The sequence below is a fragment of the Nonomuraea sp. NPDC050022 genome (genome assembly GCF_044460705.1).
Lineage (GTDB): Bacteria > Actinomycetota > Actinomycetes > Streptosporangiales > Streptosporangiaceae > Nonomuraea.
Genome location: NZ_JBITKE010000014.1, coordinates 291262 through 311924, shown reverse-complemented (window position 1 = coordinate 311924; position 20663 = coordinate 291262). Strand labels below are relative to the sequence as shown.

Here is a 20663-nt window from a genome sequence, read left to right as displayed (position 1 = left end):
CTTTACGAGGCCATCTTCACGAGGCCGTCTTCTCTGCGGCGTACGGCGGCAGGTTGAGGCGGTCGCGGATGTTGCGCTGGACGGTGGCCTTGTCGTCGCGGGCGTCGACCGACACGACGTACTCCTTGCCGCGGAACAGCTCCACGACCGGGTCGATCTTGTCGTGGTATTCGCGCAGCCGCGTGGCGAGCGCGTCAGGGGCGTCGTCCTCACGGGTGACGAGCTCGCCGCCGCACACGTCGCACCTGCCCTCGGTCGCGGGCCGGTGGGCGATCAGGTTGTAGTCCATGCCGCAGCGCGAGCACAGCCGCCTGGCCAGCACCCGGCGCCGCACCTCCGCGTCGGGCAGGTCGAGGTGGATCACGCCGTCGATGTCGTAGCTCTCCAGGAAGAACTCCGCCTGCCGCCGGCTGCGCGGGAAGCCGTCGATGATGAAGCCGTAGTTCCAGTCGTGCTGCTGGAGGCGCTCCCTGACGACGTCCTCGACCAGGTCGTCGCCCACGAGCTCGCCGGCCGCGACCAGGCGGCGGACCTGGGCGCCGAGCTTGGTGTGGACCTTGACATGCCAGCGGAAGATGTCGCCGACGCTGATGTGCACGAGGTCGAGGTCGGTGGCCAGCAGGGTGCTCTGGGTGCCCTTGCCGCTGCCCTGCACCCCGAGGATCACGTATTTCCGCATGCCTCATTCTCCCCCGGAGACGGGCAGCATGATCTCGGCGCCCGCCGCGCCGCGATCGACGAGCTCCTGAACCCGCTGGGGAGCGTAGATCCCGTCCACGAGGAGCTGCGCGAGCCCGAGTATGCCCGCGTTGGGGTCGAGGTCGCTGCGGACGATCTGGAGATTGCGGGTGGCCAGCGGGAGTGACCGCCGGTAGACGATCTCGCGGATGCCGGCGAAGAGCTGCTCGTCGGTGTGCGCGAGCTGGCCGCCGATCGCGATGATGCGCGGGTTGAACAGGTTGACGGTGTCGGCGATGGCGCCGCCGAGGATGCGGGCGGCGCGCCGCGCCAGGCGTACCGCGGCCAGGTCTCCTGAGCGGATCAGGCGTACGGCGTCGTCGACGGTGGTGATGTCGTGACCCGCCGCCTGGAGATCGCGGACGAGCGCCCAGCCCCCGGTGTAGGCCTCCACGCAGCCGAGGTTGCCGCACCGGCAGAGCGGCGGCTCGGCCACGTCGTCGACCACGACCTGGATGTGGCCGATGTCGCCGGCCGCGCCGTCGGCGCCCCGGTGCACCTGGCCGCCCGCGATGAGGCCGGTGCCGACACCGGTGCCGATCTTGACCATGAGCAGGTGCGGGACGTCGGGGTAGCGCAGGCGCTGCTCGCCGAAGGCCATCGCGTTGACGTCCTTGTCGACCAGCACCGGGCAGTTGTAGCGGGCGGTGAACCAGCCCGGGATGTCGAAGCGGTCCCAGCCGGTCATGATCGGCGGGCTGACCACCCGCCCGCTCGCGAAGTCGACGGGACCGGGCACGTCGATGCCGATGCCGAGCACGTCGCCCGGCTGGTGGCCGCGCTCGGCGAGCAGCTCGGCGAACAGCTCGGACACGATCGTCAGGATCGCCTCCGGGCCGCTGGTCACGTCGGCGCGGACGTCGCGCTCGGCCCGCACCACCCCGCCCAGATCGCACACGGCGGTGCGCAGGCCGGTGGCGCCCACGTCGGCCACCAGCAGCACGCCCCGGTCGCGGTTGACGACGAACTGACCGGCGGGCCGGCCGCCCGTGCGCGCCTCCGTGGGCGCGGGGATGAGCAGCCCGGCGGCGAGCAGACCGTCGAGGCGCTGGTTGACCGTGGTGCGCGACAGGCCGGTAAGCCGCATGACGTCGGCCTTGGTGAGCCCGTCGGGGATGTCACGGAACAGGCTGAGGATCTCGCCCGAGCTGACTCCCATCCGCAGCGCGGACACACCGGTTATGGCCATTTACCCACTCTATCGGCGACCGGGAGTGCTCGTAAGTCAAGAATGTTTCGACTTAAAAAGTCGAAACATGGGTTGTCAGAGTTCAGAAGTAGTCATACGGTCGTCCCATTGACGCCGAAAGGGGCATCCGATGCACATGACCTCGCATGGAAGGCGAGCGACGGCGGTCACCGCCGTACTGGCGGCCGGGACTCTGGCTCTGGGAGCCTGCGGCTCCAGCGTGTCCGCCGGTCCGTCCGGCAAAGACGCCGCCGCCGCCGAAGGCCCGAGCGTCGCCGCGGTGATCAAAGGACTGGACAACCCCTTCTTCCAGACGATGAAGCAGGGCATGGACGACCAGGCCAAGGCGGGCGGCCTGTCTCTCACGGTCCAGGCGGCCACCTCCATCACCGACACCACCGGACAGGCGGACAAGCTCAACGGCCTGGCCGGGCAGCCCTTCTCCTGCTTCGTGGTCAACCCGATCACCGGCACCAACCTCATCCAGGGCCTGGCCAAGATCGGCGCGCAGAACAAGCCCATCGTCAACATCGACAGCCCGGTCGACGCCGGTGCGGCCGGCAGCGCCAACGTCAAGCTGGCCACCTACATCGGCACAGACAACGTCGAAGCCGGCAAGATGGCCGGGAAGCGGATGAGCGAGCTCGTACCGGCCGGTGACGTCGCGGTCATCGGCGGCATCGCGGGCGACGTCACCAGCGGCGCCCGGGTCGAGGGGTTCCAGCAGGGCATCGGGCCCAATCTCAAGGTCGTCCAGACCGTCGCCGCCAACTGGGAGCGCCAGACCGCGCTCACCGCCGCGACCGACGTCATGCGCGCGAAGCCGGATCTGCGGGGTTTCTTCGTCGCCAACGACGACATGGGGCTCGGCGTGGCGCGGGCCATCGCCAACGCCGGCAAGGCGGGACAGGTCAAGGTCATCAGCGTCGACGGCATCAAGGACGCCCTCGAAGCGGTCAAGGCCGGCACGCTGGACGGCACCGTCGCCCAGTACCCGTACGCGATGGGCTTGATGGGCGTCGAGGCGTGCCAGGCCGCCACGAAGGGCAAGGCGCTGCCGCCCAAGGTGAAGTCCCCGGTCGAGCTGGTCACCAAGGACAACGCGGATAAGGCGCTGGCGACCACGCCCAAGCCGTTCGGCACCTACACCGACCCGTTCAAGAGCCTCATCCAGTAGGACAGAGATGGCAAACACCGCAATCGCCGCACCCAACCACGGAGCCTGGACCGCGCGCCTGAAGGATGTCGGCTTCTGGGCCGAGTGGGCGGCCCTCGTCGGGCTGATCGTCCTGGTGATCGTCTTCCAGGCGCTGAACCCCACATTCCTCAGCGCCGGCAACATCGCCTCGATGCTGGTCGCCGCGGCGATCCTGATCATCCTGAGCGTGGGCCAGACGTTCGTCATCGCCACGGCGGGCATCGACCTGTCGATCGCCTCCGCGATGACCTTGGGCGCGGTCGCCTTCGGCCAGTCCTACGCGATGGGCTGGGGGCTGACGCTGTCGTGCCTGGCGGCCATCGTCGCCTCGGGCCTGGTCGGCGTGGTCAACGGAGTGATCATCGCCCGAGGCAAGATCACCGACTTCATCGTGACGCTCGGCACCCTCTCCGCGGCCTCCGGGCTGGCGCTGATCCTGTCCGAGGGCAAGCCCGTGACGATCATCGACGCGGCGCTGCTCCGCCTGTCGACCGGCGGGATCGGGATCTTCGGCTGGTCGTTCATCATCGCGGCGGTCGTCGCGGTGGTGGGGCACGTCCTGCTGTTCCACACCAGGTTCGGCACGCACGTGCTGGCCACGGGCGGGGCGGCGGAGTCCGCGACGGCCATGGGAATCAGCACCCAGCGCGTCAAGATCGCCGTCTACACGATCTCCGGTGTGCTCGCCGGGCTCGGGGCCATCCTGCTGGTGGCCCGGATCGGCGCGGCCGAGCCGGCCGCCAACACCTCCTTCCTGCTCAACTCCGTGGCCGCGGTCGTGCTCGGCGGGGTGAGCCTGTTCGGCGGGCGGGGCAGCATCATCGGCCCGGTCATCGGCGCGCTCCTGCTCGTCGCCCTGGTCAACGGGCTGACGCTGCTCGGCGTCTCGCAGTTCTACCAGCCTCTCGCCGTCGGCATCGTCGTGGTGCTGGCCGCGCTCCTGACAAGGTTCCAGCGATGACGAACACCCTGCTCGACTGCCAGAACGTGTCCCTGTCGTTCGGCAACGTCCGCGCCCTCGCCGACGTCTCGCTCTCCCTGCGCCAAGGGGAGATCACGGCGCTGGTCGGCGACAACGGCGCGGGCAAGTCCACGCTGGTGCGCTGCGTCTCCGGGATCCACCGGCCCGACAGCGGCCACATCCTGTTCGAGGGAGAGAAGGCCGACTTCCACTCCCCCGACGACGCCCGCAGGGCGGGCATCGAGACCGTCCACCAGAACCTGGCCCTCGTCGAGGACCTCACCGTGTGGCAGAACCTCTTCCTCAACCGCGAGCTCGTCCGCGGGTTCGGTCCCATCGCGTTCCTGGACCGGCGGGCGATGCAGGCCCGCGCGCGGGAGATGGTCTCCACGCTCGCGGTCAACGTCCCCGCGGTGAAATCCCGCGTCCGGCGGCTGTCCGGCGGGCAGCGCCAGGCCGTCGCCATCTGCCGCGCGGCGGGCTTCAGCTCCCGGCTGGTCATCATGGACGAGCCGACGGCCGCGCTCGGCGTCCAGGAGACGGCCCGGGTCGAGGAGCTCATCCTGCGGCTGCGCGACGAGGGGCACACGGTGCTGCTCATCAGCCACAACTTCGCGCAGGTCATGCGGCTGAGTGACCAGGTCTGGGTGATGCGCGCCGGCCGCTGCGTCGGCGGACGCCGTACGTCCGAGATCACCGGCGAGGAGATCGTCTCCCTCGTCACCGGCGCCACCGGCCAGTGAACCCCGTACCGAACCACCAAGGAGAAAGCACCACAATGACCACCACGACCAACCCCATCGGCGTGCACGCCCTCGTCTGGGTCGGTGACACCACGCCCGCGTCGGTGGAGCACGCGATCCGCAAGACGAAGGAGACCGGGTTCGACCTGCTCGAACTGTCCCTGCACGACTCCGCCAACCTCGACGTCGCGGCCGCCCGCGACGCCCTGCGGTCGGCGGGCCTCGGCGTGGCCTGCTCGCGCGGCCTCGCCTTCGACGCCGACGTCTCCAGCGACGACGCCGACGTGGTCGCGCGTGGCGAGAAGCTGCTGTACGACTCGCTCATCGTCACCCACGAGCTCGGCGGCACCCACTTCACCGGCGCCCTCTACAGCGCCCTGGGCAAGTACGACCGCCCGCTCACCGACGCCGGACGCCGCAACGTGGTGACGGTGCTGCGTGGCCTGGCGCAGGAGGCGCGGGGCCGCGGCATGACGCTCGGCCTGGAGATCTGCAACCGCTACGAGACCAACGTCATCAACACCGCGCGAGACGCGCTGTGGCTCGCCGACGACATCGGGGAGGACAATGTCCTCATTCACCTCGACACTTACCACATGAACATCGAAGAGGACGATCTCGTACGCCCGGTGCACGACGTCGGCGACCGGCTCGGCTACGTCCACATCGGCGAGAACCACCGGGGCTACCTCGGCTCCGGCCACCTGGACTTCACCTCGTTCTTCCACGCGCTGGCCGACATCGGCTACCGGGGACCGATCACCTTCGAGTCCTTCTCCTCGGCCGTGGTGATGCGCGGGCTGTCGAACGACCTGGCCATCTGGCGCAACCTGTGGTCCGACGGCGAGGACCTGGCCCGTCACGCCCACGGCTTCATCACCGGCCAGCTCCACGCGAGCCAGGCTCGATGATGACCCTCCACGATCTGGCGGCCCGAGCCCGCTCCCTCGTACGCGACGGCCACCGCGCGGTCCTGGGCATCACGGGCAGCCCCGGAGCCGGCAAGTCCACGCTCGCCGAGAACCTGGTCCAGTTGCTGCGGCAGGACCGGCCCGCGCTCGACTGGGTGGCGCACGTGCCGATGGACGGCTTCCACCTCGCCGACGTGGAGCTGGAGCGGCTCGGCCGGCGCGATCGCAAGGGCGCCCCCGACACCTTCGACGCCGCCGGGTACGCCGCGCTGCTGCGCCGCCTGCGCCAGGACGAGGACGACGTGATCTACGCCCCCGCTTTCGAACGCGACCTGGAACAGCCGATCGCGGGCAGCATCCCGGTCCCGCGCACCGCCCGCCTCATCGTCACCGAGGGCAACTACCTGCTGCTCCACGACGGCGACTGGGCCCGGGTCCGGCCCGAGCTCGACGAGGTCTGGTACTGCGATCTCGACGAGGAGGAGCGCGTGCGGCGGCTCGTCGCCCGCCACGAGCAATTCGGCAAGGAGCACGACGCGGCCGTGGCCTGGGTGATGGGCACCGACCAGCGCAACGCGACCCTGGTCAACGGCACCCGCCCGCATGCCGACCTGGTGATCTCCGACCCGACTCTCCGCACGCTGAAGGCCTAGTCCCGGCCGAAGTGGTGCTCGAGCCGGTCGGCGTCGGCCGGGACGTCGTCGACGGCGATGAGCGGGGTCTGCCCTGTCGCGTGGTCCGCCACCTGGTAGAGGCGGCCCATCATGACCTCGTACTCGGGGCGCAGGCCGTGCCGTTCGAACTCGGGCCGCAGCGCCTGCAGGCGTTCGGTGATGAGATCGACATCCTGCCTGGTGAGCGGGTTGTCGACCCAGCCGAACAGGCCGTCGGGCCGCCGCCCGATGAAGTTCGAGGCGAACGGCTGGTCCCGGTGCATGGTGATCCGGTCGCCGTCGAACGAGCGCGCGTGGTCGATGGCGAAGAACCGGCCGTCGTCGGTCAGCATCAGGTTGCGGGCGGCCCGGTCGGAGTTCGCCGTCAGCACGTCGAGCAGGCCGATGAGGATCGCGTCCCGCCTGCTCTTGAAGCCGGACAGGATGTGGGCCACCTCGTGGGCGCCCGAGGCGTCGATGAAGTCGGCGAGCACGGCGCCCTTGGCGTAGGGGTCCAGCATGGCGCGGGCCACGTTGGCCCCGATCGCCTGCCCCACCTGGGAGACCACCACCTCGATGCGCGCCGGGCGCTCCGCCCTGCCGTGCATCTCCTTCCTGATGGCCTGCGGCACGTCGTCCAGCGTGATGATGTCGACTTTCCCATCCGATCCCCCTCGGATGGGGACGTAGGTCGCCTCCTCCGCGTCGATCGCCGCGCGCAGCGACTCGGGAGCCGCCGGTACGCCCGCCCTCGGCGGCCTCACCTCGGCGGCCACCGCCGGCCGTTCGACCCTGGCCTCCGGCACGGCGATGTGCCAGGCACCGTCACCCCGGTGGGGGAACATCGGGCGGCCGTCCGCCGTGTAGCCCTGGATGTTGGCGGTGTGCGCCTGCCGGTCGGCGCCGATGTAGACGTACCTGTCGCCCGCGATCACCTCGCGGCCGGTGGTGTCGGCCAGCTCCTGCAGCAGGCCGAGGTTGGTGGCGGTCTCGCAGCCGAGCACCCGCAGGGCCGCGTCGGGCGCGTCGACCAGCCGGGGGTCGTGCACGAGCATGGTGCCGAGATCGCCGGCGGTCAGGCGATGCTCGCCGATGAGGAAGTGGGTGCCGTCCGCGGCGACGCCGACGTCGATGATGCCGGAGGTGGGCGACAGCAGCCGCGGGTCGGCGGTGGGCATCGACATGGAACCCGGGTCGCGGTACCACACGCCCGCCGCGACCTCCTGCCTGAAGCGGCCGATCATCTCCGCGTGCCGGGGTTGGAGGTGCGGCGCCGGCTGTACGGGTAACGGGTCTTGCCCGACCTCGACCAGGTAGACCCTGGTCCCGGCCTGGCCGTCCGGCGCGATGTAGGCGCCCTCGTGCGCGCCGAGGACCCGCATCTTGGTGCCCGGCGCCTGCCCCACCTGACCGTCGCCGAGGTCCCTGCCCGTTCTGGAGAAGGTGACGACCTCCGTGGGGGCGAGGTGATCGGCGGTGTAGGACCGCGTGTTGAGCACCGTGTCGGGCAGCGTGAACTCGGCGCCCGGCCGCATGTCACTGACCGGGAAGTCGATCCTCCGGTAGACGGTGCCCGCCGTCTCGGTTTCCCGTCCGGCGCGGTGCTGAGCGTTCGGTTCATCGCTGTTCCGGCCGAAGTGGTGCACCAGAGCGTCTCCGCCCCGGTTGATCAGCTGGTCGATGCTGCGGCCGTGGGCGCCCTCCCGTACCTGGGCGAGGTCGGTGCGCGGCGCGTCCGCACCCCGCGCCCCGTGCGGTCCGGGCCCCTCAGGTGCGGGCACCGGCTCCTGCGGCCTGGGATCCTCTCCCCCGACGGGGGCCGGCCGATCAGCATCGGGCCGGGCCGCCCCGCCACCGTCGCCGCGGGGACCGTGCGGACTCCAGCTCGCCAGATGGCCGTCCGCGACGCTGACCACACCCGAGGTGAACGCCTCGGCCACCACCTTCAAGCTGATCGGCTGGCCGCTCAGCAACGCACCCGCCACCGTCGCACCCGCGGACGCCACCCCCGTGTGCCCCATCAACATCCACAACGACCGCGTCGGGAGCGCCCACGCCAGCCCCGTGAGCAACCCGCCGTTCAGCGCCCCCATCCCCGCCGACGTGCCGACCTGCTTCCAGTCGATGGCGTCGCGCCGCGACTGGGTCCCCTGCACGTACAAGTCCATAGCGCCCATCAGGAGCCCGAAGCAGGCCACGTTGACCGCCAGACGCTGCCCGAACTGCCGGACCGTCCACCGCGCCACCTGCGCCCGCGCCTTGAACAGTCCCCGCACCGTCAGCCGACCGGCGGGATGCAGCAGCGCCCATGTCAGCCACAACATCTGCACCACGAACAGCAGCACGGTCAGCTTGATCATCCGTTTGGTGTACTGCACCTGCACACCCAGGTCGTTCAGCCCGATGGCCATGGTGACCAGCTGTTCCACCAGATCGGCCTGCCGCCCCCCGAGGACCTCACCCACCCGTTTCACGAACGCCTTGAGCGCGTCGCCGTCCCACTCCCCCCGCACCCCGCCGGTCAGCCACTGTCCCGACCCGTCGGCCGTGGCCACGATCCGCCGCGCGGCCCGCACCAACGCGTCGGCCATCCGGAACAGCGCCCGCTCGTCGGCCTGCGGCCAGTCCGAGCCCACCACCCAGCCGACCCACGGCCGCAGCCACCCGGGGATCTCCATCCCGTCAAGCCACATGGAACTCAGCCCTCGGGATCCTCTTCTTTCTCCGGCACACCAAGATCTCTCCTACTATGCCGAGGTTTTCCGTACCTTGCAGGAAGATGTCAGCTCTTTGACGCCGGAGTTGTCAGCTCACGCACGGTCTCGGTGAGGGCCTCCCACGCCTCCCGGGTGTCGGCGCTCAGCTCATGGGGCGAACGCAGATCCTCGACATAGAGGGCCACGTCCTCGATGGCCCAGCGCAGGCGGAAGAGCTCCATGACCTCCGGGTCGGGCCGCCGCCCGGTGAGCTCCGCGTAACGCGCCAGGTCATCCGGCCCGTCGGCGACCAGCCACAGATCCCGCTCGGGCGGCGCCAGCCCCACCGTGTCCCAATCCACCAGCACCGGGCTGCCTTCGACCATCACCACGTTGCCGGGATGCGGCTCCCCGTGGGTCACCACGAGGTCCGCGCCGCTCGCCTCATCGACCCGCCGATCGAACTCCGTCAGCCGCTCCCGCAACCGCCCGGCGGAGTCGGCCACCAGAGCGCGGGCGGGCTCCGCGTACGGCCCACCCCGCCAGACCCCGCCCAACGCCTCGATGGCCTCCTCCAGCCGGCCCCGCATCGGGATGCGCAACGGCCGGACGGGAGTCGACGGCGGCGGCGGCGTACGGTGCAACTCGGCGAGCATCTCCACAGTCCTCCGGCGCTCACTGGCCGCCAGACGGTCGCCGAACTCCCCAGGACGCCCGCTGACCAGCGGAAAGACACTCACCGCGTGCCGGGGCCCGAGCAGCTGAAGCGTCTCACCCCCGACGGCCGCCAAAGGCGCGACGACGAAGTCGAGACCCTGCGCACGCAGGGCGACGGCGGTGTCCATGGCCCGGCGCAGCGCGCTCTCCCCGTCCCCGGCCTGGTCTTTCTGCGTCAGGTCCGCGACCGTGACGAACCATCGCGGTCCATCCGCGTCAGCCGCGATCCAGTGGTAATCCCCGAACCCGACCGGCGCGTACTCCAGTGAGACGGCCCCGATCCCCCACTTCTCCAGGGCATCCCGCAACGCCCGCTCGTCGACTCCCGCCGGCCGGTCCTTCATGCCCGCCAGGTTATCGACCATGATCGCGCTTCACTATTCATTCAATGTATAGTGCTCGCCATGTCGACCGGACATGTGCTGCTCGGGCTGCTCGTGGAGCGCCCGAAACACGGATACGAACTCAAACGCGAGCACGACCGGCGCCTGCCCGGCGCCAAACCGCTCGCCTACGGCCAGGTGTACGCGACGCTGCAGCGCCTGCAGCGTGACGGGTTCGCCGAGGTCGCGGAGACGGTGCAGGACGGCGGCCCGGAACGCACGGTGTACGCCATCACCGGCGAAGGGATCGCCGAGCTCACCCGGTGGCTGGACGGGGTGGAGGCGCCCGCGCCGCACCTGTCCAGCGCGCTGCTGTCGCGTGTGGTGGTGGCGTCCGTGGCCAACGGCGCCGCCGACGGCTACCTGTCCCGGCAGCGGGCCGCGCATCTGGCGCGGATGCGCGAGCTCACCGCGGAGCGCTCGGCGGGCTCACCCGCCCAGGCGCTGGCCGCCGACTACGCGCTCCAGCACCTCGACGCCGACCTGCGCTGGATCGAGACGGCCATGCGACGGCTGGCCGATCTGAAGGAGGACTCCCATGCTTGAAGCGCGCGCGCTGCGCAAGACGTTCGCCTCGACCGTCGCCTTAGACGGGGTTTCGCTGGAGATCGGCGCGGGCGAGATCGTGGCGATCACCGGGCCGAGCGGCTCGGGCAAGTCCACGCTGCTGCACTGCCTGGCCGGGATCATCCGCCCGGAGTCGGGCGAGGTCCTGTTCGACGGCAAGCGGATCGACACGCTCGGCGAGAACGACCGTACGAACCTGCGCAGGCAGAGCTTCGGCGTCGTCTTCCAGTTCGGCCAATTGGTGCCCGAGCTGACCGCGACGGAGAACGTGGCGCTGCCGCTGCTGTTCGACCGGCACGGCCGCCAGGAGTCGCTGAACACCGCCCGCTCCTGGCTGGAGCGCCTGAACGCGGCCGGCTGCGGCGACCAGCGGCCCGGCACCCTGTCCGGCGGCCAGATACAGCGCGTCGCCATGGCCCGCGCGCTGGTCACCGGCCCACGCGTGGTCTTCGCCGACGAGCCGACCGGCGCGCTCGACTCGCTGGCCGGCGAACAGCTGATGGACGAGCTCACCCGTACGGCCCGCGCCGACGGCATCACCCTGGTGATCGTCACCCACGACAACCGGGTGGCCGCCTACGCCGACCGGGAGCTCGTGTTGCGCGACGGCGAACTCGCGGCGGAGGTGGCCGCGTGATCGCCGTGATGCGCATGCTCGCCATGGGCGGGTCGCGACGCGAACGGATTCGGGGGCGCCTCATGACCACGGGGGCGGCGCTCGCGACCTTCCTGTTCTGCGTGGCGGTGAGCCTGCTCCAGGCGTGGGACGCCCGCGTCGACGCCTTCCTCAGCGACGACGGGCGCGCCCTCACCGCGCTGGGGCTGGCCCTGCTGATCCTCCCGGCGATGGCCTTCCTCTACCAGGTGAGCCGCCTGGCCGGCGCCACCAGGGAACGACGGCTGGCCGCCCTCCGGCTGGCCGGGGCCACGCCGCGCCACGTGGGCCTGCTCGGGGCCTACGAGAGCGGGTGGCGGGCGGCGCTGGGCGGGCTGATCGGCATCGCGGTGTACCTGGTGATCGACCTGGCACTGTCGTGGCCGCTGCCGCTGAACCGCCCCCTCCTGATGCCGGCGATCCTCGCCGTAGTGACCTTCAGCGGCACGTACTCAGGACTGAAGGCGGGACGGCACGTGGTGTCCTCTCCGCTGGGCGTGGTCCGGCGGGCGCAGCCGACCGGCCCGAGGGTGCTCGACCTGGTGCTCGTCGCGGCGGGCGTGGGGGCGCTCGCCGCCGGGCTGACCGGCAAGGGCCACTTCCCGCTGGGCGGGGCGTACGGCGCGGCGTTGATCATGGTCATCGGCATGGTGCTCCTGCTGTTCGGCCTGGTCCTCGCCACCGCATGGCTGATCAGGGCAGCCGCACGATGGGTGGGGCGGCGCGCACGGACGGCCGAGACCCTGCTCGCGGCCCGGCTTGTGGAAGCCGACCCACGGGGCTGGGCCCGCGCGCTGTCAGTGGTGGGACTGACCGTGTTCTTCGGCGCCGCCGAGGGCGCCCAACAGGGGAGCATCTTCGCCTATGGTGACGTCTCTTCTTCCTGGTCGACGGTCTATCTGCTGATAGACCTCGCTCTGCTGGTAGCGCTGGCCACCTCGGCCGCCGCCCTCGTCGTGCACCAGGCGGAGGCGCTGCTGGATCATCGACGGTCATTCGCGGCCCTGGCCGACGCCGGCACGCCCGTGGCCGCTTTGGGCCGGGTCCTCATCCGTCAGGCGCTCACCACGTCGATCCCGGTGTGCCTGGTCGCCGCCCTCACCGGGGTGGGCGTCGTCCTGATCTCCACCGGCGCGCACGGCTACCAGGAACAGCCGGAAGCGCTCATCTGGGTGGCGACCCGCCTGATCCTCATGGTGCTGATCGGCGTAGTGACAGCAGTCCTGGTGGCCAGAGCCGCCCGCCCCCTCCTCCGCCGCACCCTGCACCCGGAGGAACTCCGTACCGAGTGACGGGCAGGGCGCTACGTCAGGACGAGCCAGGTTCGGCCGTCGGTCAGTTCACGTGCCGCGTCGAGATGACCGGCATGACACGCCGTCTCGGTGATCACATGCAGGATGACCGTGAACAGATCCCGGGGCGGCCGGTCACCGAAGAGCTCGTCGGGCCACCAGGCCGCTCCGGCGTCGAGAGGGGTGGCGGCGATGACGGCGTTCGCCAGCTCGATCTCCCGCCGGTACAAGCCCAGCACGGTCTCGACCGGCTCGTCGGGGGCGACCTGCCAGGCGGCGTCCCCGCTTTCGAGCTCGACCGATTCGCCGGCCACGACGGCGCGGAACCAGAACCGCTCGACGTCGAGGGCGAGGTGGCGGACGAGCCCCAGGCATGTCCACCCCGACGGCAGCACCGGCCGCCGCAGCGCCTCCGCCGGAAGGCCGTCCAGGATCCCGAGCACATGCTCACGCTGGCTGTTCAGGGACGCGAGGAGCGTCTCCGTCTCCTTGGTCATGATCGGTTCCTCCACCGTTCGAAGTGGCGCCGATCTTAGCGACCGCCCGCGAAGTGACGACAGACCGCCTCATTCCGCCGTTCGGGGGCGCGGCGGATGTCCGATCATGAACGGGCCGGTGGTCTCGGAGACGGCCACGGGAGAGAGTCCGGCCGCGATGAGCTGGGCGCGCAGCGCGATCACGGTACGTTCGAGGGCGCGGATCTGGGCCTGGAACTGGCTGATCTGCTCGCGCATCGCGGCCGCGCCGGTCTGCTCACTGACCAGGTCGGCGCTGACCTGGGCGGCTTGGCCCTGCAAGCGGGCCACCTGCTTCTCCATCTGGGTCAACGCGTCTTCGTAGATCGTTTTGGCGCGGACGAAAGCGTCGGCGTCCACCTTGGAGCGTTCGAGCTCGGCGTGGCGTTCGGCCTGCATCAGCGCCGTCTGCTGCGTCTTCTTGTTGGCGTCGGTGGCCGAGCGGAAGGCGAGGTACGCCACGCCGAGCGGGACGATGCCGACGGAGAGCTGGATGAGGATGTTACTCAGGCTGGACACTGCCGCCTCCGACTGGCCGCACCACGCCGGTATAGGTGACGCCGTCATCGCTGTGCCAGGCGTTGACGGTCAGGGCGATGGCGAATTCACTGCCGTCGCGGTGCAGGCCGACCAGCGGGATGTCCCGCCCGGCCAGCTCGGAGCGGCCGGTGGAGCCCACCCGGGCCAGGCCGGCGGCGTGCTGGCCGCGGAATCGCGGCGGCATCAGGATGGTCAGCGACCGTCCGACCGCCTCGTCGATGGTCCAGCCGAACAGGGTCGCGGCCTGGGGATTCCACGACTGGATGACTCCGGCGCCGTCGGCGACGATGACGGCCGCCGAGTCGGCCCGGCCGCCCGGGAAGCGGCTCACCACGACGGCCTCGGGCCAGGTGGCGATCAGCGCGATCCAGCCGCCGAAGGCCAGCCAGACCGCGCCGCCGACCCACCCCCTCGGGTTGACGCCGGTGAAGGTCGAAAGCAGGTAGACCAGGCCGTACATCATGAGCAGCGCGGTGGCGGCGGCGAAGGCCACCCGGTCCGAGCGCATGAACATCTGCACCAGGCACAGAGCGCCGGTGGCGCACCAGACCAGCGCCCAGACGGTCAAGGGGGCGATGGAGGCCAGCATGGCGTATCCGGGGGCGACCCGCTGGTCGGCCGGCACGAACGCGAGGGACGCGGCGATGGCCATGCTCAGCAGACCGATGAACGCCAGGGAGGCGCCGCGCCGCCCGATGCGACGCAGAACGCGGGCGATCGTACGGCGAAAGAGGGGGGTGCCGGCAGCGGCTCTGTTACTCACGGTGGTTAGGCTAATGCACATAGTTAGCGATCGAGAGGTTATCCACACGCCACCCGCGCGGCCTCACCCCTCGCGCATCTGATCCAGGGAGCGTCAGGCCAGCTGAGAGTGCCGGCGGCTGTAGCTGAAGTAGATGATCAGCCCCAGCACGAACCAGACGGCGAACCGCAGCCACGTCAGCGGGTCCAGGAACGTGATCAGCCAGATCGAGAAGAGCGCGCCGAGGGCCGGCACCACCGGCATGCCCGGCGTGCGGAACGTGCGGTGCAGCTCGGGCTGCCGATAGCGGAGCACGATCACCGCCACGCACACGACCACGAACGCCAGCAGGATCCCGATGTTGGTCAGCTCGGCGGCCTCCCGGATGGGCAGGAACCCGGCGATCACTCCCGACGCGACCCCCACGATCCACGTGACCCGGGTGGGCACCCGCCGTACCGGGTGCAGCTTGGCGAACCACTGCGGCAGCAGCCCGTCACGGCTCATCGAGAACCAGACCCGGGTGACACCGAGCATGAAGGTGAACATGACCGTGAGGATGCCCACCACGGCGCCGGCCGCGATCAGCGAGGCCAGCCCGGACAGCCCGACGGAGGCGAACGCCGTGGCGAAGCCGCTCTCCGGGTCGATGTCGCGGTAGTTCTGCATGCCGGTGAGCACGAGCGTGGCCAGCACATAGAGGATCATCGAGATGGTGAGCGAGTAGATGATCGCTTTCGGCATGTGCCGCCGGGCGTCCCGCGACTCCTCGGCCGCGGTGCTCATCGCGTCATAGCCGAACACCGCGAAGAACACGGTCGCGGCCCCGGTGATCGCGCCGCTGACCCCGAACGGGAAGAACGGAGTGTAGTTGGCGGGCTTGATGTAGAAGAAGCCGACCACGATCACCAGCACCACGACGGCGACCTTGATGGCCACCACCCACGTCTCGAACCTGGCGGCGGCGCGGATGCCGAGGTTCAGCAGGTACGCGATGAGCAGGCACAACAGGACCGCGAACAGGTCCACCACGTGCCCGGGGCCGGTGCCGGGCGCGCCGAGCATCCAGGCGGGCAGCGTGAAGCCGAGTTGCTGGACGAGGAAGCCGAAGTAGCCCGAGATACCGATGGCCACGACCGCGACGATGGCGGTGTACTCCAGCAGCAGGTCCCAGCCGATGAACCAGCCGACGATCTCGCCCAGGACCGCGTACCCGTAGGTGTAGGCGGAACCCGACTTCGGGATCATGCCCGCGAACTCGGCGTAGGAGAACGCGGCGGCGGCGCTGGCCACCCCCGCGATGAGGAAGGACACCAGCACGGCCGGCCCCGCCGTCTGGTTGGCGACCGCGCCGGCCAGGGCGAAGATCCCCGCGCCGATGATGCCGCCCACCCCGATGGCGGTGAGCTGCCACAGGCCGAGTGACCTGGACAGCTCCCCCTCGTGCTCGGTGGCGATCTGCTCCACCGGTTTGCGCCTGAAGACACCTTGCGAAGAGACCATGACGCCCCCATCAATGGCTACATGCGTCCCTCTTTCCCCTCTGAACTGGCACTATGCGTACCGCTGGCCCGCAGGGCGCGGATGAACCAGTCGAGCACCGGCGCCAGGCTCTCCGGGGCGGACCAGCCGTTGATCACCGCGAGCAGCCGCAGGTAGCGCTCCCGGCGAGGGTCGTTCGCGTTCTCCAGCCGTACCAGCAGGCTGCGCCGGAGATCGGCGTCGTCGGGACAGTCGAAGACGTGCGCGTATCGAGCCGTGACCGCCGCCACGACCGCCTCGGCCCGGGGCGAGGCCGGGTCGATGCCGGCCGCCAGGGCCGGGCCCGCCGCGTCGCGGACCATCGCGGCGGAGCCGCGGCGCAGGACCGTGGTGTCGCCCTGGGCCCGTTCGGCCGCGAGCTGTTCGACCATGTGCCGCATGACGGACCGGAAGTCCGGGTCCTGGGACAGCTCGGCGAGCTCCACCCACGCCTCGACCTGCTCGGGCTCGGGATTGTCGGGCAGTTCGGGGGTCATCGAGTGCCTGATCCCGGTGAACTCGGGGTGGGCGTCCAGGCCGCCGAAGGCGGTGTCGAGGAAGTCGCCGATCAGTCGGCGGCGTTCGTCCTCGGAGAGCTTGGCCAGCTTGTGCATGAGATCCGTCTCCTCAGGTGTGGACCCGCGCCTGGCCACCGCCGTCAGCACCGCGCGCCGCAGCCGCAACGTGCGGATCTGCACCGCCAGCGCGTCGGCGTGCGCCGCGGCGACCTCGGCGAGCGAGACCTCCCGGTCCACGACCTTCCGGATCGTGGGCAGGTCCAGCCCCAGGTCGCGCAGCGTCCGCACCAGTTCGAGACGGGCGAGGGCGTCGACGTCGTAGCGGCGGTAGCCGGCCGGGCTTCGGCCGGTCGGCGGCACGATCCCGCGGTCGGAGTAGAACCGGATGGCCTTGACCGTCAGGCCGGTCCGCCGCGCCAGTTCGCCGATCGAGTAGAGCGTGTCGCCGTCCATGCCTTCCACCCTCGTGCCTCCCCTTAGTGGAGACTCAAGCGCACCTCCCGTTACTCCCAGACGACGACGTTGCGGCGGACCGGAGCCGAGCCGGAGTCCGTGGCGAACAGCTCCGGCGAGTGCTCCCGGATGCGCTCGACGTCGTTGAAGACCGCCCTCAGGTGGGTGCGCATGGCCGAGCGGGCCAGCACCACGTCGCCGCGGACCACCGCGTCGAGGATCTCGACGTGCTGGGCGGCGAAACTCGTCGGGGAGGTCACATGGAGGCCGAGCCGGCGCGCGCGGTCCAGATGCCCCTTGGCCGAGGCCACGGTCGTCCAGGCGCTGCCGTGCCCGCTCAGCCGCAGCAGGCCCTGGTGGAAGGCCTCGTCGAGGGCGAAGAACCCCTCGATGTCGAGGTCGGGCCGCTGCTGGTCCCTGAGGTTCTGCCGCAGCTCCTCGATCAGGCCGGGGTCGAGCTCGGCGGGCAGGTCGTCGAGTGAGGCCAGCTCCACGGCCTCACGCAGGAACTGCGCGTCGGCCACCCGGGCCGGGTCGACACGGGAGACGAACGAGCCGACCTGGGGAAAGATCTGGACCAGGCCCTCTTCCGACAGCAGGATCAGGCTCTCCCGGACCGGCGTGCGACTCACCTTGAGCGCGGCCGCGAGCTCGTTCTCGGACAGGGCCGTCCCCGGCGGGAGCTCAAGGGTCAGGACCTTGCGGCGCAGGGCCTCGTAAACAGTGCGACGACTGGTCCGCCGCTGATTCGATCCGGCCACACGCCCAGCCTACCCGGTCATCGCACAACTAGTATTGCGCATCTGTGCGACAGATGCTTGTATATCAGTACTGCTCGACTACAGAACGTCGGAGATCGTCCGAAGGAGTGGACCTGTGAGCAAGATCGAGCGCGCCGAGGTGTTCGTGGCCTCCCCGGGGCGGACCTTCGTCACCTTGCGCATCACGACCTCGGACGGTGTGACAGGTCTCGGCGACGCCACGCTGAACGGTCGCGAACTGGCCGTCGCGAGCTACCTGCAGGAGCACCTCGTACCGCTGCTGATCGGCAAGGATCCGGCGCGGATCGAGGACATGTGGCAGTACCTCTACCGTGGCGCGTACTGGCGCCGCGGCCCCGTCACGATGACGGCCATCTCCGCCGTGGACACGGCCCTGTGGGACATCAAGGGCAAGGTCGCCGGTCTACCGGTCTACCAGCTGCTCGGCGGGCGCTCCCGTGACGGCGTCATGGTCTACTCGCACGCCAGCGGCATGGACGTCCCCTCCCTGCTCGACGACGTCGAGCGGTTCCTCGATCTCGGTTACAAGGCCGTCCGCGCCCAGGCCGCCGTCCCGGACGTCGGCGGCACCTACGGGATCCGCAAGGGCAAGGTGTACGAGCCGGCCGCGAGCTCGCTGCCCGACGAGCAGCCCTGGGACACCGAGGCCTATCTCGGGTTCGCGCCGACCTACCTCGAAGCCGTACGCGAGCGCTTCGGCTTCGGCTTCCACCTCCTGCACGACATCCACCACCGGCTCACGCCGATCGAGGCGGCCCGCTTCGGCAAGCGGGTGGAGGACTGCCGGCTGTTCTGGATGGAGGACCCGACACCGGCCGAGAACCAGGAGTCGTTCCGGCTCATCCGTCAGCACACGACGACGCCGATCGCGGTCGGCGAGACGCTGACCTCGATCTGGGACGTCCAGCACCTGATCACCGAGCAGCTCATCGACTATGTGCGCACCACCGTCGTCCACGCCGGCGGGATCACGCACCTGCGCCGGATCTTCGACCTGGCCGCGCTCTACCAGGTCAGAACCGGCTCCCACGGGGCGACGGACCTCTCACCGATCACCCTGGCCGCCGCGGTGCACATCGACCTCTCGGTGCCGAACTTCGGCATCCAGGAGTACATGGGCCACCCCGACGAGGCCGCGGAGGTCTTCCGCAGCGGGGTGACGCTGGCCGACGGCATGCTCAACCCGTCGGAGGAGCCCGGTCTCGGTGTCGAGTACGACGAGAAGGAGGCCGCGCGCTTCCCCTATGAGGCTCGCTACCTGCCCGTCGCGCGGCGCCTCGACGGCTCGGTGCATGACTGGTGAAGACCTCGATCCTGCCCTCGCTGAGCCTCGCCACGCTCGACCGGATCGCGCCGGACCTGCGCCCGGCCGTCGATCCCCGGGAACTGCGCCCGAAGGTCGTCCACTTCGGCCTCGGCGCCTTCCACCGGGCCCACCAGGCGGTCTACACCGAGAGCGCGGCGGCCCGTAGCGGCGAGCCGTGGGGGATCGTCGCCGTGGCCCCACGCTCGACGCGAGTGGTCAAGGCGATGCGCGTACAGGACTGCCTGTACTCGGTGGCCGAGCACCACCCCGCGGCCACCACCACCCGCGCGATCGGGTCCATCGTCGGCGCCTTGGGGATGCGCCAGGACGCCGAGCGGGTCGACGAGCTGCTCGCCGATCCCGGCGTCACGGTGGCGACCCTGACGATCACCGAGGCCGGCCACTACCGCCGCCCCGGAGCCGACGGGCTCGACACCGGCGCCCCGGAGATCGCGGCGGACCTCGCGGCGGCGCGGACCGCGGACATCACCACGGTCGTCGGCCGGCTCGCCGTGGGGCTCGCGGCGCGGATGCGCGCCGGCGGCGCCCCGATCAGCGTCGTGTCCTGCGACAACATGGCCGCCAACGGCGCCGCGCTCGGCACGGTGGTACGCGGCTTCGTCGAAGCCTCGTCGTGGCCGGACCGGCGGGCCGTCCTCGACTGGATGGCGACGTCGGTGGCCTTCCCCGCGACGATCGTCGACCGCATCGTGCCGGCGACGACCGACGCGGACCGGGAGGCGGCCCGCGCCGCGCTCGGCGTGTGGGACGAGGTGCCGGTGGTCGGCGAGCCGTACCGGCAGTGGGTCCTGGAGGACTCCTTCGCCGGGCCCCGGCCGCCATGGGAGCTCGACGGCGCCCTGTTCGTCCCCGACGTCGTGCCGTACCAGCTCACCAAGCTGCGGTTGCTCAACGGGTCGCACTCGGCCCTGGCCTATCTCGGCGCGGCGGCCGGCTGCGCGACGATCGCCGACGTCCTGGAGACCGGCTGGGGTGAGCGGCTGGTCCGGGCGCTGAGCGCCGAAGTCGCGCCGACGCTGCCCGAGGGCGGTCCCGACCCGGTCACCTACACTGATGACCTGGTCAAACGGTTCCGTAACCGCAAAATTCGGCATCTGCTCCGGCAGATCGGCTCCGACGGCTCCCGGAAGATCCCGGAACGCTGGTTCGGCGCCCTGCGCTCGCTGCGCGCCGAACGCGCCGGCACCCCGGCGCTCGAACTGGCACTCGCCGCCTGGGCGAACGCCACCCGCCCCGCCGACGACGGCCGGCCGTCCGGCGCGACAGATCCCACCGGACGACCGTTCGGCGCGCCAGATCCCACCGGACGACCGTTCGGCGCGCCAGATCCCACCGGCCAGTTGTTCGGCACGACGGACCCGGCCGCCGCACAGCTGGCGGCCTGCTGGCATGAGGCGGCCGACCAAGAAGACACCATCCGCCGCCTGCTTCACGTGCTCGGCGCGGCGGACCTGGCCGGTGACGGCGCGCTCATCGCCGGCACCGCCGCCCGACTGCCCGCCCTGCGGGCCGGGCACGTCGAAATCTGACCCGGAGTTCATGATGACAGACAGCACGCACAT

The 20663-nt window shown here is 70.6% G+C and carries 20 protein-coding genes; 10 read left to right on the top strand and 10 right to left on the bottom strand.

What is annotated here, in order from left to right:
* Window positions 1-16: 16 nt before the first annotated feature.
* On the bottom strand, window positions 17-679 hold the full coding sequence (locus tag ACIBO2_RS47145) for a nucleoside monophosphate kinase (protein WP_358537974.1): 663 nt from the start codon (window positions 677-679) through the stop codon (window positions 17-19).
* Window positions 680-682: 3 nt separating this feature from the next.
* Window positions 683-1927: an ROK family protein gene (locus ACIBO2_RS47140; protein ID WP_358537972.1), complete on the bottom strand. Its 1245-nt coding sequence runs from the start codon at window positions 1925-1927 to the stop codon at window positions 683-685.
* A 130-nt stretch (window positions 1928-2057) separates the two neighbouring features.
* Between ACIBO2_RS47140 and ACIBO2_RS47135 the strand changes: the two genes are divergently transcribed.
* From ACIBO2_RS47135 to ACIBO2_RS47115, 5 genes are read left to right on the top strand one after another with little or no spacing between them, the layout of a single operon-like run.
* Window positions 2058-3104 (top strand): substrate-binding domain-containing protein, encoded by a 1047-nt coding sequence (locus ACIBO2_RS47135; RefSeq protein WP_358537970.1) that lies wholly within the window; start codon window positions 2058-2060, stop codon window positions 3102-3104.
* A 7-nt stretch (window positions 3105-3111) separates the two neighbouring features.
* A complete protein-coding gene (locus ACIBO2_RS47130) occupies window positions 3112-4086 on the top strand; it encodes an ABC transporter permease (protein WP_397304390.1) in 975 nt (324 codons plus the stop codon).
* Window positions 4083-4829, top strand: coding sequence for an ATP-binding cassette domain-containing protein (locus ACIBO2_RS47125; RefSeq protein ID WP_358537965.1), 747 nt, complete (start codon window positions 4083-4085; stop codon window positions 4827-4829). The genes ACIBO2_RS47130 and ACIBO2_RS47125 overlap by 4 nt, the downstream gene beginning before the upstream one ends.
* Before the next feature lie 35 nt (window positions 4830-4864).
* Window positions 4865-5740 carry a sugar phosphate isomerase/epimerase gene (locus ACIBO2_RS47120; protein WP_358537963.1) on the top strand — a complete coding sequence of 292 codons (876 nt, stop codon included), beginning with the start codon at window positions 4865-4867 and terminating at the stop codon, window positions 5738-5740.
* Window positions 5737-6393 carry a nucleoside/nucleotide kinase family protein gene (locus ACIBO2_RS47115; RefSeq protein ID WP_358537961.1) on the top strand — a complete coding sequence of 219 codons (657 nt, stop codon included), beginning with the start codon at window positions 5737-5739 and terminating at the stop codon, window positions 6391-6393. Before ACIBO2_RS47120 ends, ACIBO2_RS47115 begins: the two co-directional genes overlap by 4 nt.
* Here ACIBO2_RS47115 and ACIBO2_RS47110 read toward each other — a convergent pair.
* Together ACIBO2_RS47110 and ACIBO2_RS47105 are read right to left on the bottom strand one after the other, a co-directional pair.
* Complete coding sequence (locus ACIBO2_RS47110) at window positions 6390-9071, bottom strand: hypothetical protein (protein WP_397304389.1); 2682 nt, start codon at window positions 9069-9071, stop codon at window positions 6390-6392. The genes ACIBO2_RS47115 and ACIBO2_RS47110 overlap by 4 nt on opposite strands.
* Before the next feature lie 104 nt (window positions 9072-9175).
* Window positions 9176-10171: a phosphotransferase enzyme family protein gene (locus ACIBO2_RS47105; RefSeq protein WP_397304388.1), complete on the bottom strand. Its 996-nt coding sequence runs from the start codon at window positions 10169-10171 to the stop codon at window positions 9176-9178.
* Window positions 10172-10210: 39 nt separating this feature from the next.
* Here ACIBO2_RS47105 and ACIBO2_RS47100 point away from each other — a divergent pair, with 39 nt between their 5' ends.
* Genes ACIBO2_RS47100 through ACIBO2_RS47090 form a run of 3 tightly spaced genes read left to right on the top strand, consistent with a single transcriptional unit; the run spans window position 10211 to window position 12703 of the window.
* Entirely contained in the window at window positions 10211-10735 is a 525-nt protein-coding gene (locus ACIBO2_RS47100) for a PadR family transcriptional regulator (protein ID WP_358537955.1), read from the top strand.
* Entirely contained in the window at window positions 10728-11393 is a 666-nt protein-coding gene (locus tag ACIBO2_RS47095; RefSeq protein ID WP_358537953.1) for an ABC transporter ATP-binding protein, read from the top strand. The genes ACIBO2_RS47100 and ACIBO2_RS47095 overlap by 8 nt, the downstream gene beginning before the upstream one ends.
* The gene (locus ACIBO2_RS47090) at window positions 11390-12703 is read left to right on the top strand and encodes a hypothetical protein (protein ID WP_397304387.1); all 1314 of its coding nucleotides are present in this window, start codon (window positions 11390-11392) and stop codon (window positions 12701-12703) included. The genes ACIBO2_RS47095 and ACIBO2_RS47090 overlap by 4 nt, the downstream gene beginning before the upstream one ends.
* A gap of 11 nt (window positions 12704-12714) precedes the next feature.
* Here the strand turns inward: ACIBO2_RS47090 and ACIBO2_RS47085 are convergent, their stop codons facing one another.
* The 6 genes from ACIBO2_RS47085 to ACIBO2_RS47060 form a co-directional block, all read right to left on the bottom strand.
* Window positions 12715-13200, bottom strand: coding sequence for a DinB family protein (locus ACIBO2_RS47085; RefSeq protein ID WP_358537949.1), 486 nt, complete (start codon window positions 13198-13200; stop codon window positions 12715-12717).
* A 69-nt stretch (window positions 13201-13269) separates the two neighbouring features.
* On the bottom strand, window positions 13270-13737 hold the full coding sequence (locus ACIBO2_RS47080) for a hypothetical protein (protein ID WP_358537947.1): 468 nt from the start codon (window positions 13735-13737) through the stop codon (window positions 13270-13272).
* Window positions 13721-14521: a PAS domain S-box protein gene (locus ACIBO2_RS47075; RefSeq protein ID WP_358537945.1), complete on the bottom strand. Its 801-nt coding sequence runs from the start codon at window positions 14519-14521 to the stop codon at window positions 13721-13723. Before ACIBO2_RS47075 ends, ACIBO2_RS47080 begins: the two co-directional genes overlap by 17 nt.
* Before the next feature lie 93 nt (window positions 14522-14614).
* Window positions 14615-16003, bottom strand: coding sequence for an amino acid permease (locus ACIBO2_RS47070; protein ID WP_358537943.1), 1389 nt, complete (start codon window positions 16001-16003; stop codon window positions 14615-14617).
* 17 nt (window positions 16004-16020) lie between these two features.
* Window positions 16021-16992 (bottom strand): MerR family transcriptional regulator, encoded by a 972-nt coding sequence (locus ACIBO2_RS47065; protein ID WP_397304386.1) that lies wholly within the window; start codon window positions 16990-16992, stop codon window positions 16021-16023.
* Window positions 16993-17042: 50 nt separating this feature from the next.
* The gene (locus ACIBO2_RS47060; protein ID WP_358537938.1) at window positions 17043-17753 is read right to left on the bottom strand and encodes a GntR family transcriptional regulator; all 711 of its coding nucleotides are present in this window, start codon (window positions 17751-17753) and stop codon (window positions 17043-17045) included.
* Between the two features lie 115 nt (window positions 17754-17868).
* On the opposite strand from ACIBO2_RS47060, the gene manD reads away from it, so the two are divergent.
* Both manD and ACIBO2_RS47050 read left to right on the top strand, forming a co-directional pair.
* Window positions 17869-19077, top strand: a complete 1209-nt coding sequence (gene manD / locus ACIBO2_RS47055; protein WP_358537935.1) for a D-mannonate dehydratase ManD — start codon at window positions 17869-17871, stop codon at window positions 19075-19077.
* Window positions 19074-20630 (top strand): mannitol dehydrogenase family protein, encoded by a 1557-nt coding sequence (locus tag ACIBO2_RS47050; protein ID WP_397304385.1) that lies wholly within the window; start codon window positions 19074-19076, stop codon window positions 20628-20630. The genes manD and ACIBO2_RS47050 overlap by 4 nt, the downstream gene beginning before the upstream one ends.
* Window positions 20631-20663: the final 33 nt, after the last annotated feature.

What these genes read in the sequence shown, in the direction of transcription:
- ACIBO2_RS47145 (WP_358537974.1), bottom strand. Translation starts at nt 679, where the DNA reads ATGCGGAAATACGTGATCCTCGGGGTGCAGGGCAGCGGCAAGGGCACC.
- ACIBO2_RS47140 (WP_358537972.1), bottom strand. Translation starts at nt 1,927, where the DNA reads ATGGCCATAACCGGTGTGTCCGCGCTGCGGATGGGAGTCAGCTCGGGC.
- ACIBO2_RS47135 (WP_358537970.1), top strand. Translation starts at nt 2,058, where the DNA reads ATGCACATGACCTCGCATGGAAGGCGAGCGACGGCGGTCACCGCCGTA.
- ACIBO2_RS47130 (WP_397304390.1), top strand. Translation starts at nt 3,112, where the DNA reads ATGGCAAACACCGCAATCGCCGCACCCAACCACGGAGCCTGGACCGCG.
- ACIBO2_RS47125 (WP_358537965.1), top strand. Translation starts at nt 4,083, where the DNA reads ATGACGAACACCCTGCTCGACTGCCAGAACGTGTCCCTGTCGTTCGGC.
- ACIBO2_RS47120 (WP_358537963.1), top strand. Translation starts at nt 4,865, where the DNA reads ATGACCACCACGACCAACCCCATCGGCGTGCACGCCCTCGTCTGGGTC.
- ACIBO2_RS47115 (WP_358537961.1), top strand. Translation starts at nt 5,737, where the DNA reads ATGATGACCCTCCACGATCTGGCGGCCCGAGCCCGCTCCCTCGTACGC.
- ACIBO2_RS47110 (WP_397304389.1), bottom strand. Translation starts at nt 9,071, where the DNA reads ATGGAGATCCCCGGGTGGCTGCGGCCGTGGGTCGGCTGGGTGGTGGGC.
- ACIBO2_RS47105 (WP_397304388.1), bottom strand. Translation starts at nt 10,171, where the DNA reads ATGGTCGATAACCTGGCGGGCATGAAGGACCGGCCGGCGGGAGTCGAC.
- ACIBO2_RS47100 (WP_358537955.1), top strand. Translation starts at nt 10,211, where the DNA reads ATGTCGACCGGACATGTGCTGCTCGGGCTGCTCGTGGAGCGCCCGAAA.
- ACIBO2_RS47095 (WP_358537953.1), top strand. Translation starts at nt 10,728, where the DNA reads ATGCTTGAAGCGCGCGCGCTGCGCAAGACGTTCGCCTCGACCGTCGCC.
- ACIBO2_RS47085 (WP_358537949.1), bottom strand. Translation starts at nt 13,200, where the DNA reads ATGACCAAGGAGACGGAGACGCTCCTCGCGTCCCTGAACAGCCAGCGT.
- ACIBO2_RS47070 (WP_358537943.1), bottom strand. Translation starts at nt 16,003, where the DNA reads ATGGTCTCTTCGCAAGGTGTCTTCAGGCGCAAACCGGTGGAGCAGATC.
- ACIBO2_RS47065 (WP_397304386.1), bottom strand. Translation starts at nt 16,992, where the DNA reads ATGGACGGCGACACGCTCTACTCGATCGGCGAACTGGCGCGGCGGACC.